General features: G+C 43.0%; 10 protein-coding genes and 6 tRNA genes. 1 reads left to right on the top strand and 15 read right to left on the bottom strand.

From position 1 onward, the window contains the following. Positions 1-270 precede the first annotated feature (270 nt). A complete protein-coding gene (locus GQA99_RS09785) occupies positions 271-1,521 on the top strand; it encodes a dicarboxylate/amino acid:cation symporter (protein WP_160053705.1) in 1,251 nt (416 codons plus the stop codon). Between the two features lie 290 nt (positions 1,522-1,811). On the opposite strand, the gene GQA99_RS09780 is transcribed toward GQA99_RS09785, so the two are convergent. The 15 genes from GQA99_RS09780 to alaS form a co-directional block, all read right to left on the bottom strand. Continuing rightward, complete coding sequence (locus GQA99_RS09780; RefSeq protein WP_373291423.1) at positions 1,812-2,975, bottom strand: alginate export family protein; 1,164 nt, start codon at positions 2,973-2,975, stop codon at positions 1,812-1,814. Positions 2,976-3,136: 161 nt separating this feature from the next. Next, on the bottom strand, positions 3,137-4,009 hold the full coding sequence (locus tag GQA99_RS09775; protein WP_160053703.1) for an ABC transporter ATP-binding protein: 873 nt from the start codon (positions 4,007-4,009) through the stop codon (positions 3,137-3,139). Positions 4,010-4,019: 10 nt separating this feature from the next. Next, positions 4,020-4,952, bottom strand: a complete 933-nt coding sequence (locus tag GQA99_RS09770) for an ABC transporter permease (protein ID WP_373291424.1) — start codon at positions 4,950-4,952, stop codon at positions 4,020-4,022. A gap of 72 nt (positions 4,953-5,024) precedes the next feature. Continuing rightward, entirely contained in the window at positions 5,025-6,383 is a 1,359-nt protein-coding gene (locus GQA99_RS09765; protein WP_373291425.1) for a CmpA/NrtA family ABC transporter substrate-binding protein, read from the bottom strand. A gap of 397 nt (positions 6,384-6,780) precedes the next feature. After that, positions 6,781-7,911, bottom strand: a complete 1,131-nt coding sequence (locus GQA99_RS09760) for a sodium ion-translocating decarboxylase subunit beta (RefSeq protein WP_160053701.1) — start codon at positions 7,909-7,911, stop codon at positions 6,781-6,783. Positions 7,912-7,920: 9 nt separating this feature from the next. Beyond that, entirely contained in the window at positions 7,921-9,699 is a 1,779-nt protein-coding gene (gene oadA / locus GQA99_RS09755) for a sodium-extruding oxaloacetate decarboxylase subunit alpha (protein ID WP_160053700.1), read from the bottom strand. Positions 9,700-9,712: 13 nt separating this feature from the next. Beyond that, the gene (locus GQA99_RS09750; protein WP_160053699.1) at positions 9,713-9,955 is read right to left on the bottom strand and encodes an OadG family transporter subunit; all 243 of its coding nucleotides are present in this window, start codon (positions 9,953-9,955) and stop codon (positions 9,713-9,715) included. Between the two features lie 823 nt (positions 9,956-10,778). Further along, positions 10,779-10,855 (bottom strand) — tRNA-Arg (locus tag GQA99_RS09745). Between the two features lie 60 nt (positions 10,856-10,915). Next, positions 10,916-11,007 (bottom strand) — tRNA-Ser (locus GQA99_RS09740). A gap of 7 nt (positions 11,008-11,014) precedes the next feature. Further along, positions 11,015-11,091, bottom strand: a tRNA-Arg gene (locus GQA99_RS09735). Positions 11,092-11,118: 27 nt separating this feature from the next. Further along, positions 11,119-11,195 (bottom strand) — tRNA-Arg (locus tag GQA99_RS09730). A 27-nt stretch (positions 11,196-11,222) separates the two neighbouring features. Next, positions 11,223-11,299: transfer RNA gene (locus tag GQA99_RS09725), tRNA-Arg, on the bottom strand. 22 nt (positions 11,300-11,321) lie between these two features. Beyond that, a tRNA-Ser gene (locus GQA99_RS09720) sits at positions 11,322-11,413 on the bottom strand. A gap of 263 nt (positions 11,414-11,676) precedes the next feature. Further along, positions 11,677-11,874, bottom strand: a complete 198-nt coding sequence (gene csrA / locus GQA99_RS09715; protein WP_160053698.1) for a carbon storage regulator CsrA — start codon at positions 11,872-11,874, stop codon at positions 11,677-11,679. Positions 11,875-12,321: 447 nt separating this feature from the next. After that, positions 12,322-14,946 (bottom strand): alanine--tRNA ligase, encoded by a 2,625-nt coding sequence (alaS, locus tag GQA99_RS09710; RefSeq protein WP_160053697.1) that lies wholly within the window; start codon positions 14,944-14,946, stop codon positions 12,322-12,324. Positions 14,947-15,132: the final 186 nt, after the last annotated feature.

The following is a 15,132-nucleotide window of genomic DNA, read 5'->3' as shown; positions in this document are numbered from 1 at the left end:
GGCCATACTTTCGACCAACAAAAATCGGTTTTGTTATTGAAATAGGTTAAAAAAGCGTAAAAAAATTAAAGTTATAATAACAAACCCACTTATTCTTATAAGTTATAACAAAATAACGTTGTCGGCTATGAGTTCAGTTCATACAATGCAATTAATAATTATTAATCTTATGCGGGATCACTGGACGTTTTAAACGCCATGGCCTGCTATTTAACCCATTAACATGCTATCGACTTGGCATAACACCGTGGGTTTACACTTGGAATTGACATGATACTGCAAACGCTCAATCGTATTCCGTTTTGGCAAAAAGTTATTGCTGGTTTTGTATTGGGTACCCTCACCGGAGTTGGTTTAGGTGAATCGGCGGTCATACTAAAACCCCTTGGCGATTTATTTATCAGTGCGATTAAAATGCTGGTTGCACCGCTGGTATTTTGTGCCATCGTGGTCAGTATTACCTCGCTAGGATCGCAAGGTAATTTAAAGCGCTTAAGTTTTAAAACCTTAGCGATGTTTATGTTTACTGGCACCATTGCCTCGTTTATCGGTCTCACCATTGGTAGCCTTATCGACATGGGCGGTAGCCTGACGCTGGCCACCACAGAAGTGCGCGAACGCGATATCCCTGGGTTTGCGCAAGTATTATTGAACATGATCCCGGTGAATCCATTTGCTTCGTTGGCTGAAGGTAACGTGTTGCAAATTATTGTATTTGCTGCGTTGGTGGGCATTGCAATTAATGCCGTGGGCGAAAAAGCCGTTCCGCTTAAAAATATCATGGAAGCAGGTGCTGAAGTGATGTTCCAGTTAACTCGCATGGTACTTAAATTAACCCCTATCGGCGTATTTGGACTGATGGCTTGGGTTGTGGGCGAGTATGGCTTAAGTACGCTTTTGCCGTTAGGTAAGTTTATTATGGCGATTTATATTGCTGCGCTTATCCACATTATTGTTGTTTACGGTGGCCTCGTTAAGTTTGCTGCGGGGTTAAGCCCAATACAGTTTTTCCGCAAAGCATTGCCAGCGCAAGTCGTGGCGTTCAGTACCGCATCAAGTTTTGGTACTTTACCTGCCAGCACCCGCTGCACTGAAGCCATGGGCGTGTCTAAACGTTATAGCGCGTTTGTACTGCCACTAGGCGCAACAATGAATATGGACGGTTGCGGCGGGATTTACCCTGCCATTGCCGCGATATTTATTGCGCAAATTTATGGTATTCCACTGGATATGACCGATTACATGTTGATTGCGGTGACCGCAACGGTGGCCTCGGTGGGTACTGCGGGCGTGCCTGGTAGCGCGATGGTGATGTTAACAGTGACATTAGGCGTGATTGGTTTACCCCTTGAAGGGATTGCCTTTATTGCCGCCATTGACCGTATTATCGATATGATCCGCACTGCCACAAACGTCACTGGCGATATGATGACGGCTGTTGTCATTGGTAAAAGTGAAGGCCAGTTGGATGTAGAGCGGTTTTATGCAGATGAATCAATTGCGCCGCAAACTCAGTCTTAACCTTAATAACACGCGGTGATACCATTAATAAAAATCAAAAAAGCGAGCATCAATTGATGCTCGCTTTTTTTGTTATAGCACACTAATAAACCTCAACTCTGGATAATAAACGCCTTTCAAGCAGTCCTTTGCCCTGCTAACTGCGTTGAATCGACTTGCAATAGGCTAGCTATTGACGCGTCAATTCGCCTTGTTCGCAGAACAAATCACAAGTTTGAAAGTGAGAATGGGTAACATGTTGATTTTAAATAGCATAAATTCACCCCTTATCCCGAACTCAGGTTAATAAATTAGAACTTAGCGTTTGCCCATAACCATACTTTATCTGCATCAACTTTACCGGCACCTGCATCCCCTGCAGAGTAAGCAGCATATTTAACACCAACAGTGTAATGCTTATCGATTGGTAAGCTAAATACCGCGTCTATTTCATCACCTAAGTCACTCACTGTGGCACTTGAGTCATCAGCTTCAAAATCGTGGTAAACCAATGCCCATTTACCGCCTAAAACACTGCCACTGATTGACACATAAGTATCTGCTAAGCCTTGTGCTGGTGTTGCTAAGAATTGGTCTGCCCAACCATTAAATGCATGTAAGGTTGCTAATGGCGTTGAAAATCCATATTCGCCATCGTCAGAACCCAATAACTCATAACCAAGCTTAACCGTTAAACCACTATAGCCTATTCCCACTTCTCCAAGCATATAATCAGTAGAATAAGAAGTTGTTGCAGTATCAGTATCTTGAGTTGCATAATCTACTGTGTAAAGTAGTTTAACGTTATCAAAATCTTTAGCACCCACAAAGCGAATACCATAGGTGTCAATAGCATTTTCTACGTTGGTATCTTCTTCAAGTAAATAGCCATATGCGCTAAGTTTACCTAATCCTAAATTGTAAGATGCATTAAACACGTGATCTTTTGAATCAATGTCTTTTACTTCTGCAAAAATACGGTTACGTTTGTAAATGTAACCATAGTCAACGCTAAAGTCGTTGATAACATATTGCATGGTCACAGCATCAAAAGTTTGACGGTCTTGACGCCAGCCTACATGCCCAATAAAACGCATATTATCAAGAGCCATCACTTGACGACCAGCTTTAGCTTTAAAACCATCGCGCTTATATTGTAAGAAAGCTTGGTCTAACTCAGTGGTTTCAGGATCGGCAATAACAGAGTAAGCGGCATTATTACCAATAGCATCATTGTAATCATTTACCCCTGCCACACTGCGTGAATCTTCAAACTCAACTAATGCACTTAACCCATAATACTCAGCCGTTGCAAACGTTAAACGAGTGCGTAAAGTCAACGCATCAGCATCTTTTAACGCATTATCTTGATCAACTGATTCGTAGCGTAAATTTAAATCTACACTAGCACTACCTTGGGTGACAGCATCTGCAATTGAAGTGATCGAAGTGTCTGCTGCAGTTGCGCTGCCCATCGCTAATAATAACGAACAGGTTAACGCTGATAAGGCCATTTTTTTAGTCATGACTAAATTTAGGCAAGTCTTACCCGCAACTTGGCTAGCAAGCAGTTTTTTATTCATCTTACATCCTTTATTTTTGAGTTATTTACACACGCTAAAGCGTAGAAGTACGACTAGCTACTGCTCACTTTAACGTCTTTATGGCTTTCTTGCTGTGATATATCCTGCATTTTAGATGCTTGTTTACTTTGTATTAATGGTTCGACCTTGCGTTGTTTTTCATACAAAAATTTAAGTACTTCTGAACGAAGTCTGTTGTACTCAGCATCTTGTGCTAAGGCTAAGCGGTTTCTGGGACGCTCTAGACCTACCGATAAAATCTCGCCCACGGTGGCCTCGGGGCCATTGGTCATCATGACAATTTTGTCTGACAGCAATACAGCCTCATCGACATCGTGAGTAATCATAATCACAGTGTTATTGAGCTGACTTTGGATTTCCATTAACGAATCTTGCATATGTGCTCGGGTCAGTGCATCGAGTGCGCCAAAGGGCTCATCCATTAATAGCACTTCTGGCTGCATGGCAAGCGCACGTGCAATACCGACACGCTGCTTCATACCACCAGAGATTTCACCTGGGCGCTTGTGCATAGCGTGGTCCATGTGCACCAGTTGCAAATTATGCTCAATCCATTGCTTCATTTCGGTTTTATTCATTTTGCCAGCAAAGACCTGCTTTACTGCTAATTCAACATTTTGATAGGCGCTCAGCCACGGTAATAATGAATGATTTTGAAACACCACTGCACGCTCAGGCCCAGGTTCGTTTACTTCAGTGTTTTTTAAAATCACCCCACCAGAACTGGCTTGATATAACCCAGCAACAATATTTAACACGGTAGATTTGCCGCAACCAGAGTGTCCAATTAACGAGATAAACTCACCCTGGTTTATTTTCAAATTAACATCTTTGAGGGCAGTAAATGTTCCCTTAGGTGTTGGAAAAACCATATCAACACCACTGATATCTAAAAATGTGCTCATTGTGTTTTCCTTATTGATCCCAAGAAACCCAGCGTTGTAATGCCAAAATACCGCGGTCGAGTAAAAAGCCAATAAAACCAATAACCACGACGGCAGCCATAATGCGCGCTAATGATTCAGAACTGCCGTTTTGAAACTCATCCCAAACAAACTTACCTAACCCTGGGTTTTGCGCCAACATTTCGGCGGCAATCAATACCATCCAGGCCACACCCAGCGATAAACGCATTCCGGTAAAAATCATTGGAATAGACGCAGGTAGTACAATTTTTTGCACATGGGTAATGGCCGATAATCGCAGTACTTTACTGACATTAATTAAGTCGCTATCGATACTCGACACCCCAATCGCGGTATTGATGATCATTGGCCACACACTACACAGGGTGACGGTTAGCATAGAGTTAATAAACGATTTTGATACCATAGGATCTGGCGACACATACACCGCGCTCACTACCATAGTGACCAAAGGCAACCAGGCTAGCGGTGATACCGGTTTAAAGATTTGAATAATGGGGTTGATTGCCGCTTGTAAGCTGCGGCTTAGCCCCATCCAAATACCTAAGGGGATGGCGATAACCGCGGCCAATATAAAACCGCTCATTACGGTCACTAAACTGGTGACAATTTGATCCCAAAAGGTTTCTTTACCGGTATAGCCACGAACTTTGGCTTTATAGCTTGGGTCTTTTGCCAGCAGAGCCGCATTACGCGTTTCTTGGCGCTGATAAAATGCCTGTGCTTTTTCCCGTTCGTTAACATGTTCTTGATATAAATTTTCAAACTGTGTCACTACCGCAACCGGTCCCGGAAACTTACCCAAAGACGTATCGATACTATTGGCGGTCACTGTCCATATGCTTAAAAATATGGCAATACCAATAAACGGTAACAAGATCACTTTACTGAGCTCAGCCATTTTCACCATCATTGCTGCCATCCTGCCCCGCTCCATTAAGCGATGTTGTGTCATCGACGTTAGACTATTCATCCCAGACTCCTTAGGCGTGTATTACAGCTTGTCACCTTGCTTCAAACCAATCTTAAATGAATTGATGTACGCATTTGGCTGGTTACCGTCGTACACTAAATTATCGATAAAGTGAGTTTGCGGCGCTTTAAATCCACTTTCGCTGCTAAAGTCAGGAAACGCACTCGCAGGGATTAATTTGTCGTCGATAAGCGATTGGGCTGCTTTAGCATAAAGATCAGGACGGTAAACCTTAGCAGCAACATCTTTGTACCAATCGTCTGATTGATCTTGCTCAATTTGGCCCCAACGGCGCATTTGAGTTAAATACCAAATCGCATCTGAATAGTATGGGTACGTAGCGTTGTGTCTAAAAAACACATTGAAGTCTGGCACGGCACGTTTGTCGCCTTTTTCATATTCAAAGGTGCCTGTCATGCTGTTGGCAATCACGTCGTAATCTGCGCCGACATAGTTAGGTTGTGACAATATTTTTACCGCTTCTGGGCGGTTAGCATTGTTATTGTCATCGAGCCACTTTGCTGCGCGGATGAGTGCACGTGTTAAACGTATGGTGGTATTAGGGTATTTTTCAGCAAACTGTGCCGTGATACCAAAGACTTTTTCTGGGTTATTTTTCCAAATTTCATAATCTGTCACTACCGGAACGCCAATGCCTTTAAACACGGCCTGTTGGTTCCAGGGTTCACCAACGCAATATCCGTAAATAGTGCCTGCCTCAAGTGTTGAAGGCATTTGTGGTGGTGGTGTTACCGACAATAACGCTTGTGCGTCAATTTGCCCTGAAGTATCACCTTTGTGCGGCGCATAAAAGCCTGGGTGAATACCCCCTGCCGCTAACCAATAACGTAACTCGTAGTTGTGAGTCGATACAGGAAATACCATGCCCATATTAAATGGTTTACCCGCCGCATTAAATTCTTCAACAACCGGCTTTAATGAGTCAGCTGTGATGGGGTGAACCGGCTTGCCGTCTGCTTGCTTGGCAATGTTCGGCTTCATTTTGGCCCACACATCATTTGAAACCGTAATCGCATTACCGTTAAGATCCATTGAAAATGGGGTAATAATATGAGCTTGAGTGCCATAGCCTATGGTGGCTGCAATAGGCTGGCCCGCGAGCATGTGCGCGCCATCAAGGCGACCGTCGATAACGCCATCAAGTAAGACTTTCCAGTTAGCTTGTGCTTCGATGGTAACGTACAGGCCTTCTTCTTCGAAATAGCCTTTTTCATACGCGACAGCTATCGGTGCCATATCGGTTAATTTGATAAAACCAAATTTAAGCTCTTCTTTTTCTGGGTAGCCGATTTCAGCATTGGCTGAAGTGATACACAAGCTAGTGCCTATCGTTATCCCCAAGATGAGCGGCTTAAGCATCTGCTGTGTTATCGCTGTTGTCCAAGTCATGTTAATTCCCCATTGATGAAAATTGCCCACAAAAAAGGCGCCTCGGATATCCATAAAGGAATATCTCGATAGCGCCTTTGCTAAAAAATTAATTTTTACACGTTATATATCAGCCAGTTAAATGAAAAATTAACACCTAACTACTCATACAAAATGTTTAACTCGTGTTAATAATCATATTCATCATTCGTGCCAACCTGTTAAATACATGATTTAACTTAAGTTGTTAAATTTTGGTTAACCAGGTGTAATATCATAACAGTGCAACATTACAGCATTAACGCACCAATATGTTCCAAAAGAGGTAGAGCAAAAAGAAAAAAGCCAGTGCTATAGCACTGGCTCAGTTTCAGAATAAATCTTGGGATTAACCAAGCACCGCAAGCAATACACCGGCGGCAACCGCACTACCGAGCACGCCCGCAACGTTTGGCCCCATGGCATGCATAAGTAGAAAGTTTTGGTCGTTAGACTCTAAACCAACTTTATTCACAACCCTGGCTGCCATCGGCACCGCTGATACACCCGCAGCACCAATCAACGGGTTCACTTTACCGCCAGACAGCTTACACATTAACTTAGCCATTAATACGCCCGTTGCGGTGCCAATACTAAAAGCAACCGCGCCAAGGATTAAAATACCTAAGGTTTCTATGCGTAAAAACTGATCGGCTGATAACTTTGATCCCACAGCTAGCCCTAAAAAAATGGTCACGATGTTGATTAACTCGTTTTGTGCGGTTTTAGACAAACGATCAACCACCCCCGACTCACGCATTAAGTTACCCAGACAAAACATGCCAACAAGTGGTGTTGCTGCAGGCAAAAACAGGATAGTCATTCCCAATACCATCAATGGGAAGATGATTTTTTCCTTTTTACTGACTTCACGCAACTGCTCCATTTTGATTGCGCGTTCTGCTTTGGTGGTCAGCAATCTCATGATTGGAGGCTGGATTAATGGCACTAATGCCATATAAGAGTATGCCGCAACAGCAATAGCGCCTAATAGCTCAGGAGCAAGCTTTGATGCTAAGAAAATAGCTGTTGGACCATCTGCACCACCAATAATGGCAATAGCGGCAGCATCTTGCATTGTAAAGGCAAAACCAGGCACAGCATTAAGTGCAATCGCGCCTAATAAGGTCGCAAAAATACCAAACTGCGCGGCGGCACCTAATAACAAGGTTTTCGGGTTAGCAATTAGCGCACCAAAATCTGTTAATGCCCCTACTCCCATAAAAATCAGTAGCGGAAACACCCCTGTCTCAATACCAACATGATAAGCAAAGTAGAGTAAGCCACCTTCGTCAGTAAAGCCTGCATTAGGAATATTGGCCAAAATAGCGCCAAAGCCTATAGGTAACAATAAAAGCGGCTCAAACCCTTTAACAATTGCTAAAAATAATAATAAACACCCTACAGCCATCATCAATAATTGGCCGCCAGAAAAATTGGCAACACCTGTTTCAGACCAAAAGGCCATTAATCCTTCCATTTTGACCTCTTATGCTAATCCAAGTAATGCTGAACCCACTGTCACGCTGTCACCTTGCTTAACGGCAAGGTTGGCGATAACACCGTCTTGTGGAGCACGAATTTCAGTTTCCATTTTCATGGCTTCTAAAATAATGATTACGTCACCGGTTTTAACCGCTTGGCCGTTACTTACAAGCACTTTAAAAATATTACCTGATAGAGGCGCAGACATCGTGCATTTAACCTCACCAGCAGGGGCTGGAGCGGCTTGAGCAGATACCGAGGCAACAGGGACGGCCGATGTGGGCGCGATGTTACTTATGTCGCCGCCTGCACTGACTTCAACCACGAAACTTTGGCCATCGACATTCACGGTGTAGGTTTGCGGGCCTTTATCAGTATTAACCTGTAGATCATCGGCACTTGGCACAGGTTCAAATGCGTCTGGATTGCCGCGATTTTTCAAGAACTGCAAACCAATTTGATTAAACAGTGCGTAGGTCATGACGTCGTCATCTGATTCGCTTGCTAACGCAAAACCCTGTTCTTTAGCTTTTTCAGCTAATTCTGTGCGTAATTTATCAAGCTCTGGCGCAATTAAATCAGCCGGACGACACGTAATAGGCGCTTCGCCTTTTAACACACGGGCTTGAAGCTCGGCATTAACCGGCGCTGGTGTGGCACCATATTCACCTTTTAATACCCCTTCGGTTTCTTTGGTCATCGATTTATAACGCTCGCCCATCAATACGTTGATCACTGACTGTGAGCCAACAATTTGCGATGTGGGGGTCACTAGAGGCAAGAAGCCGAGATCTTCACGCACCCGTGGAATTTCTTCTAGCACGGCATCCATTTTGTCTGCAGCGCCCTGCTCTTTTAATTGGTTTTCCATGTTGGTTAACATGCCACCTGGCACTTGAGCGCGTAAAATACGTGAATCAATACCTTTTAACGCACCTTCAAAACGCACGTACTTTTTACGCACTTCACGGAAGTACGCTGCTATTTCTTCTAACAGCACCATGTCGTAGCCCGTGGCTCTGTCGGTATCTTCGACCATAGCAACAAGTGTTTCAGTGGCGCTATGACCATAGGTTTGACTCATTGACGATATCGCGGTATCAAGTACATCAACCCCAGCTTCAATGGCTTTTTGATAAGTTGCAGTACTTAATCCTGTGGTGGCATGGCAATGCATTGAAACCATTAAGTCAGTTTGCGATTTTAAACGGCTAATAAGCTCATAGGCCTGCATTGGCTTAAGTAAACCGGCCATGTCTTTAATACACAAAGAATCTGCGCCCATGTCTTCTAAACGCTTAGCCATGTCTACCCAGGTATCGATGGTATGCACTGGGCTTGTGGTAAATGAAATGGTGCCCTGAGCATGCCCGCCAACGTTCTTAACGGCTTTTACAGCTGTTTCAAGGTTGCGCACATCATTCATTGCATCAAAAATACGGAATACATCGACACCATTAGTATGAGCACGCTCAACAAAGCGAGTCACGACATCGTCGGCATAATGACGGTAGCCGAGTAAATTTTGCCCACGCAATAACATTTGCTGCGGCGTATTTGGCATGGCTTTCTTTAATTCACGAATGCGATCCCAAGGATCCTCACCAAGATAGCGAATACAAGAATCGAATGTGGCTCCGCCCCATGATTCGAGTGACCAGAAACCAATTTTGTCTAATAACGGTGCAATGGGCAGCATATCGTCGATGCGTAACCGCGTTGCAAGTATTGATTGGTGGGCGTCACGTAGGACAACATCGGTTAGTGCTAGTGGCTTGCTCATATTGACTCCAAATTTATTTCGCGCGGTATTGATGTATCGCAGAGGTAATAGCGCTTACCAGCTTAGGATCTAAGGTTGCCTGGGCCGATGTACTTGGCGCGGTTGGCGCAGGTGTTGGCATGGCCACTGGCGCAGGAAAAAGTTTCGCAACAATCCCTATACCCACTATTAATAGACTTAAAAAGATAAACACTAAGCCCATGCCCATTATCATGATGCCCAGCGCATCGGATAACTGCTCAGATATCGATGTCATGCTTCCTCACTTTTTATCAAACAATTAAAATCAGCCGATTTGATGAATATGCTTTAAATCAATGCTCTATAGAGGCCTACTTCGCAGTTTGATCTAAAAAGACAATCTCACATTGACTCACACATTAACGACAAGCTAATTAAGCAAGCATAAATATTCATATCAAACGTCATTCAACACCGTGGTTTATCTGAGTAAAACGGCTTATTTAAACGCGTTAAACTCAAAATCTTGTCACAAAATATAAACAAAAAACGGTTACAATACTATCCCTTTGTAAATTGGTCTTACCAAAATAAATGCCCAACCTCAGTGCAGGTTAACAAAGTTTAAGATAACCACCTAAAAAATGAAGATTCAATAATATTTAAGCCATTTTTTAACAATACATAATAAAATCGTTAAAATTAACTATTCAGCAACATAAAAAAATAGTGCAAATAAATAGTCACTCCACACAAAAATCGTTTATTTACTCACTTTATATGAATATAAATACACTTCAATCATGTATTGCCCCTTTTTAGACATAGATATCGTTTACCAATCTCACTCTTTAATGTTCAAGTGATAAAAATGACATGAGTGTTCAGCAAACACAGTCATTAACCTGAGCTCGGGATAATTTGGCCAAGAGGTATGCAGATAGTAGTTGAGTATTTAAAGTGGATATTGTGGTTAGCAGGAAGTGATAATAGGAACCGGTTAGTGCTGTGTAAATCTTCATACCTGCGCTTCAGTTGTGGGCAAGTGAATAAATATGAGACATGATATATTTTACCCATAAAAAAACGCCCTGTAATTATACAGGGCGTTTCTATTATGGTGCGCGTGGGAGGATTCGAACCTCCGACCGCCTGGTTCGTAGCCAGGTACTCTATCCAGCTGAGCTACACGCGCAAAATCGGTACAACATGCCATTTATTATTATCACAACAGTATAGTTGCTAAAACAATAAATGGCGGAGAAGGAGGGATTCGAACCCTCGATGGGATTTAAAGCCCATACTCCCTTAGCAGGGGAGCGCCTTCGGCCACTCGGCCACCTCTCCGCAAAAATGGTGCGCGTGGGAGGATTCGAACCTCCGACCGCCTGGTTCGTAGCCAGGTACTCTATCCAGCTGAGCTACACGCGCGAAATTTGGGTTATGGTGCAATATGAATGGTGCGCGTGGGAGGATTCGAACCTCCGACCGCCTGGTTCGTAGCCAGGTACTCTATCCAGCTGAGCTACACGCGCGTTCATATTTATCACATCAATAGTAAATGGTGCGGATGGGAGGATTCGAACCTCCGACCGCCTGGTTCGTAGCCAGGTACTCTATCCAGCTGAGCTACATCCGCATCGTTTAACTATTGTAAGAAATGGCGGAGAAGGAGGGATTCGAACCCTCGATGGGATTTAAAGCCCATACTCCCTTAGCAGGGGAGCGCCTTCGGCCACTCGGCCACCTCTCCGTTTTCTTGGCGCACATATTACTGTTTGACGAAAATAAGTCAAACCCTTTTTAGGAAACCCATCTTCATTTGGACTGTTTTTAATCACATTGAGGATAATAGCTCCAAATAGTCGCAAAAACTGTATTCATTTTTACGAATATTGCTTTAAAAAATGATTTTCAAAGACTTTTTTATTCCACTCTAAAAATGATCATTTGCTCAGAAAACAAAAAAGTCAGCAAACTGCTGACTTTATTATTATCGGACAAAATAGCCCAAATTTAGTAATTGCCACCTTCAGGAGGTGTGCCTGACTTCTCAGATTGAATACGTTGGTAGATCTCTTCACGGTGAACCGATACTTCTTTAGGTGCGTTAACACCAATGCGTACCTGATTACCTTTAACACCTAACACAGTAACAGTGACTTCATCACCGATCATTAATGTTTCGCCTACACGACGAGTCAAAATTAGCATTCGATTGCTCCTTTAGTTCAATCTGCATAACACGCTTTGTCCGTAATATGCGTTTATTATAAGGTTTGCTTTACATAAAATCATAGTATCTATTTCTAAATACGTCGGTTTTTAAAGCATTATCTATTCGGAAAATTTAAAGTCTGACGAAATATCAACTATCTATACGTAACAAGTCCAAATTCATCATATTGGTACTCACCACGGTGCTAAATCAATCTAAACAGCAAAACCAATAACAAAACGACAGGAATAAAACCATTAATGACCTTGTGTACACACACTTGTAGCAATCACCACTTATTACTCAGCAATCCCTTTAAACGCTTTTTACTGTTAGCGAGTTACTTCACTATGCCAAATCTACTGTTGGCACTCAAGTTATAAAGTTGAATATCTTAGACTTTATGTCTTAAGTGCCAATTAAAGCGCTATTTTGGCTAAATCTTAGCTCAAACGCTCAGTAATCCAAGGTTCAACCGATGCTAATGCAGCCGCTAAGTTTTCAGGTTGTGTGCCACCAGCTTGAGCCATATCGGGTCGTCCACCACCTTTACCACCCACTTGCTGAGCAACCATAGCAACCAACTCACCCGCTTTAACTTGTTTAGTTAAGTCATTGCTGACACCTGCAATCAGGTTAACTTTGCCATCTTTTGCTGTGCCTAGCACAATAATGGCAGATTTAAGCTTCTGCTTTAACTCATCTTGTAAGCCACGCAATGAACCAGGGTCTACACCTTCCATCATTTTAACCAGCACTTTGACACCATTAATGTCTTTAGCATCGCCAGCCATATCGGCACTGGCTGCTGCGGCTAACTTATCTTTAAGTTGCGATAACTCTTTTTCAAGCAGCTTCACTTTATCAAGCTGCGCTTTTAACTTAGTCACAACCGATGTATTATCTGATTTTAGCAATTGTGCAGCTTCATCAAGCATGGCTTGTTGCTCTGCAACATAGCTCATAGCCGCAGCCCCCGTTACAGCTTCAATACGGCGAACACCTGCAGCGATACCGCCTTCTGATGTGATTTTAAATAAACCGATATCGCCAGTGCGGCCAACGTGAGTACCGCCACACAGTTCAATTGAGAAGTCGCCCATTGTTACAACACGTACTTGGTCATCGTACTTTTCACCAAATAGCGCCATAGCGCCTTTCTCTTTGGCTTCATCAATGGCCATTTCAGCGGTTTTTAATTGATGATTACGACGAATTTGTGTGTTAACTAATTCTTCAACCGCTTTTAATTCTGACGGTTTAACCGCTTCAAAATGTGAAAAATCGAAACGCAAACGCTCTGGGTTCACTAACGACCCTTTCTGTGTAACATGTGAGCCTAATACTTGACGTAATGCAGCATGTAACAAGTGAGTCACAGAATGATTTAACTGAGTACGGTGACGTAATTTTTTATCCACTTGCGCTGATAAGGTTTGGCCTACGGCCAATTGACCTTGCGCTAATTGGCCTTGATGACCTGTAGCTTGACCAAACTTTTGAGTATCGTTAACGGTAAACTCAATACCTTGAGCCGTTAGCAAACCTTTATCACCCACCTGCCCGCCTGATTCAGCATAAAATGGGGTATTGGCTAATACGACTATGGCTTCTTGACCGGCAACAACTTGCTCAACAGCTTTTCCATCAACATATAAACCCGTTATCGTTGACTCACCCGTAAGCTCCGTGTAGCCACAGAACGCAGTTTCAGCATCAATGATTAAATTGCTGTTATAATCTGCACCGAAGTTACCTGCAGCTTGTGCACGGCTTCTTTGCTCGGCCATAGCAGCTTCAAAACCGACTTCGTCAACATTAATGTCACGCTCGCGGCAAACGTCAGCGGTTAAATCGACGGGGAAACCATAGGTGTCATACAGTTTAAAGACTGTTTCACCATCTAAGGTATCGCCTTTAAGGGTATTTAACGCACCATCTAGAATGACTAAACCACGCTCAAGGGTGCGGGCAAATTGCTCTTCCTCGGCTTTTAGTGCTTTTTCAACAATAGCTTGCATGGCTTTTAAGCCGTTTGCTGCATCGCCCATAACGCTAATTAACGTCGGCACTAACTTATAGAAAAATGCTTCCGTTGCACCTAACTTATTACCATGACGCACTGCGCGGCGAATAATTCGGCGCAGCACATAACCACGGCCTTCGTTTGATGGCATCACGCCATCTGCGACTAAAAATGCACATGATCGAATATGGTCCGCAATAACGCGTAATGATTTATTTTCTAAATCAGAGACACCAATAATCTCAGCGGCTTTAGCAATTAATTGCTTAAAGATATCGATTTCGTAGTTTGAATGAACACCTTGCATAATGGCTGCAATACGCTCAATCCCCATACCGGTATCCACTGAAGGTTTTGGTAATGGCAACATTTCGCCGTCAGCTTGACGGTTATATTGCATAAATACAATGTTCCAAATTTCAATAAAACGGTCGCCATCTTCTTCTGGTGTCCCAGGACGTCCACCCCAAATGTGATCGCCATGATCATAGAAAATTTCACTGCAAGGACCACAAGGACCAGTATCACCCATTTGCCAGAAGTTATCTGAAGCGAAAGCAGCACCTTTGTTGTCGCCGATACGGATCATGCTTTCAGCAGGTACACCAATTTTTTGAGTCCAGATGTCGTAGGCTTCATCGTCGGTTTCATAAATCGTGACGCATAAACGCTCTTTAGGCAGCTTTAAGGTTTCTGTTAAAAAAGTCCACGCAAAACGAATAGCTTCTTCTTTAAAGTAATCACCAAAACTGAAATTACCAAGCATTTCAAAAAATGTATGATGACGTGCGGTATAACCCACATTGTCTAAATCGTTGTGTTTACCACCTGCACGAACACAACGTTGTGAAGATGTCGCACGTGTATAGCTGCGCTTATCCATGCCTAGGAACACATCTTTGAACTGGTTCATACCCGCATTGGTAAATAACAGTGTTGGGTCGTTTGTAGGAACGAGTGAACTGCTATCAACAACCTGATGTCCGTTATCTTCAAAGTACTTTAAAAAAGCACTTCTTAACTCTGCTGTAGTCTGAAACATGAAATGGCCCTGAAATATGAGAATACAAGAATAACCAACTTGACACGCAAGCCAGTAAATGAAGGCATTATATACTGAATTTAAGGAAATAAGCGAGACGAGTAAACCGATTATCATCTGAGCAAAAAACGATAATTACTCAATAGTTTTATCGTATAAATAACGCAATAGTGCGCTTATTAGCAG

Origin of the sequence: Shewanella litoralis (genome assembly GCF_009828585.1) — a bacterium.
Lineage (GTDB): Bacteria > Pseudomonadota > Gammaproteobacteria > Enterobacterales > Shewanellaceae > Shewanella > Shewanella litoralis.
The sequence above is the reverse complement of the archived record's forward strand: the minus strand, read 5'-3'. Positions and strand labels throughout refer to the sequence as shown.

What these genes read in the sequence shown, in the direction of transcription:
- GQA99_RS09785 (WP_160053705.1), top strand. Translation starts at nt 271, where the DNA reads ATGATACTGCAAACGCTCAATCGTATTCCGTTTTGGCAAAAAGTTATT.
- GQA99_RS09780 (WP_373291423.1), bottom strand. Translation starts at nt 2,975, where the DNA reads ATGGGCAGCGCAACTGCAGCAGACACTTCGATCACTTCAATTGCAGAT.
- GQA99_RS09775 (WP_160053703.1), bottom strand. Translation starts at nt 4,009, where the DNA reads ATGAGCACATTTTTAGATATCAGTGGTGTTGATATGGTTTTTCCAACA.
- GQA99_RS09770 (WP_373291424.1), bottom strand. Translation starts at nt 4,952, where the DNA reads ATGGCAGCAATGATGGTGAAAATGGCTGAGCTCAGTAAAGTGATCTTG.
- GQA99_RS09765 (WP_373291425.1), bottom strand. Translation starts at nt 6,383, where the DNA reads ATGCTTAAGCCGCTCATCTTGGGGATAACGATAGGCACTAGCTTGTGT.
- GQA99_RS09760 (WP_160053701.1), bottom strand. Translation starts at nt 7,911, where the DNA reads ATGGAAGGATTAATGGCCTTTTGGTCTGAAACAGGTGTTGCCAATTTT.
- oadA (WP_160053700.1), bottom strand. Translation starts at nt 9,699, where the DNA reads ATGAGCAAGCCACTAGCACTAACCGATGTTGTCCTACGTGACGCCCAC.
- GQA99_RS09750 (WP_160053699.1), bottom strand. Translation starts at nt 9,955, where the DNA reads ATGACATCGATATCTGAGCAGTTATCCGATGCGCTGGGCATCATGATA.
- csrA (WP_160053698.1), bottom strand. Translation starts at nt 11,874, where the DNA reads ATGCTAATTTTGACTCGTCGTGTAGGCGAAACATTAATGATCGGTGAT.
- alaS (WP_160053697.1), bottom strand. Translation starts at nt 14,946, where the DNA reads ATGTTTCAGACTACAGCAGAGTTAAGAAGTGCTTTTTTAAAGTACTTT.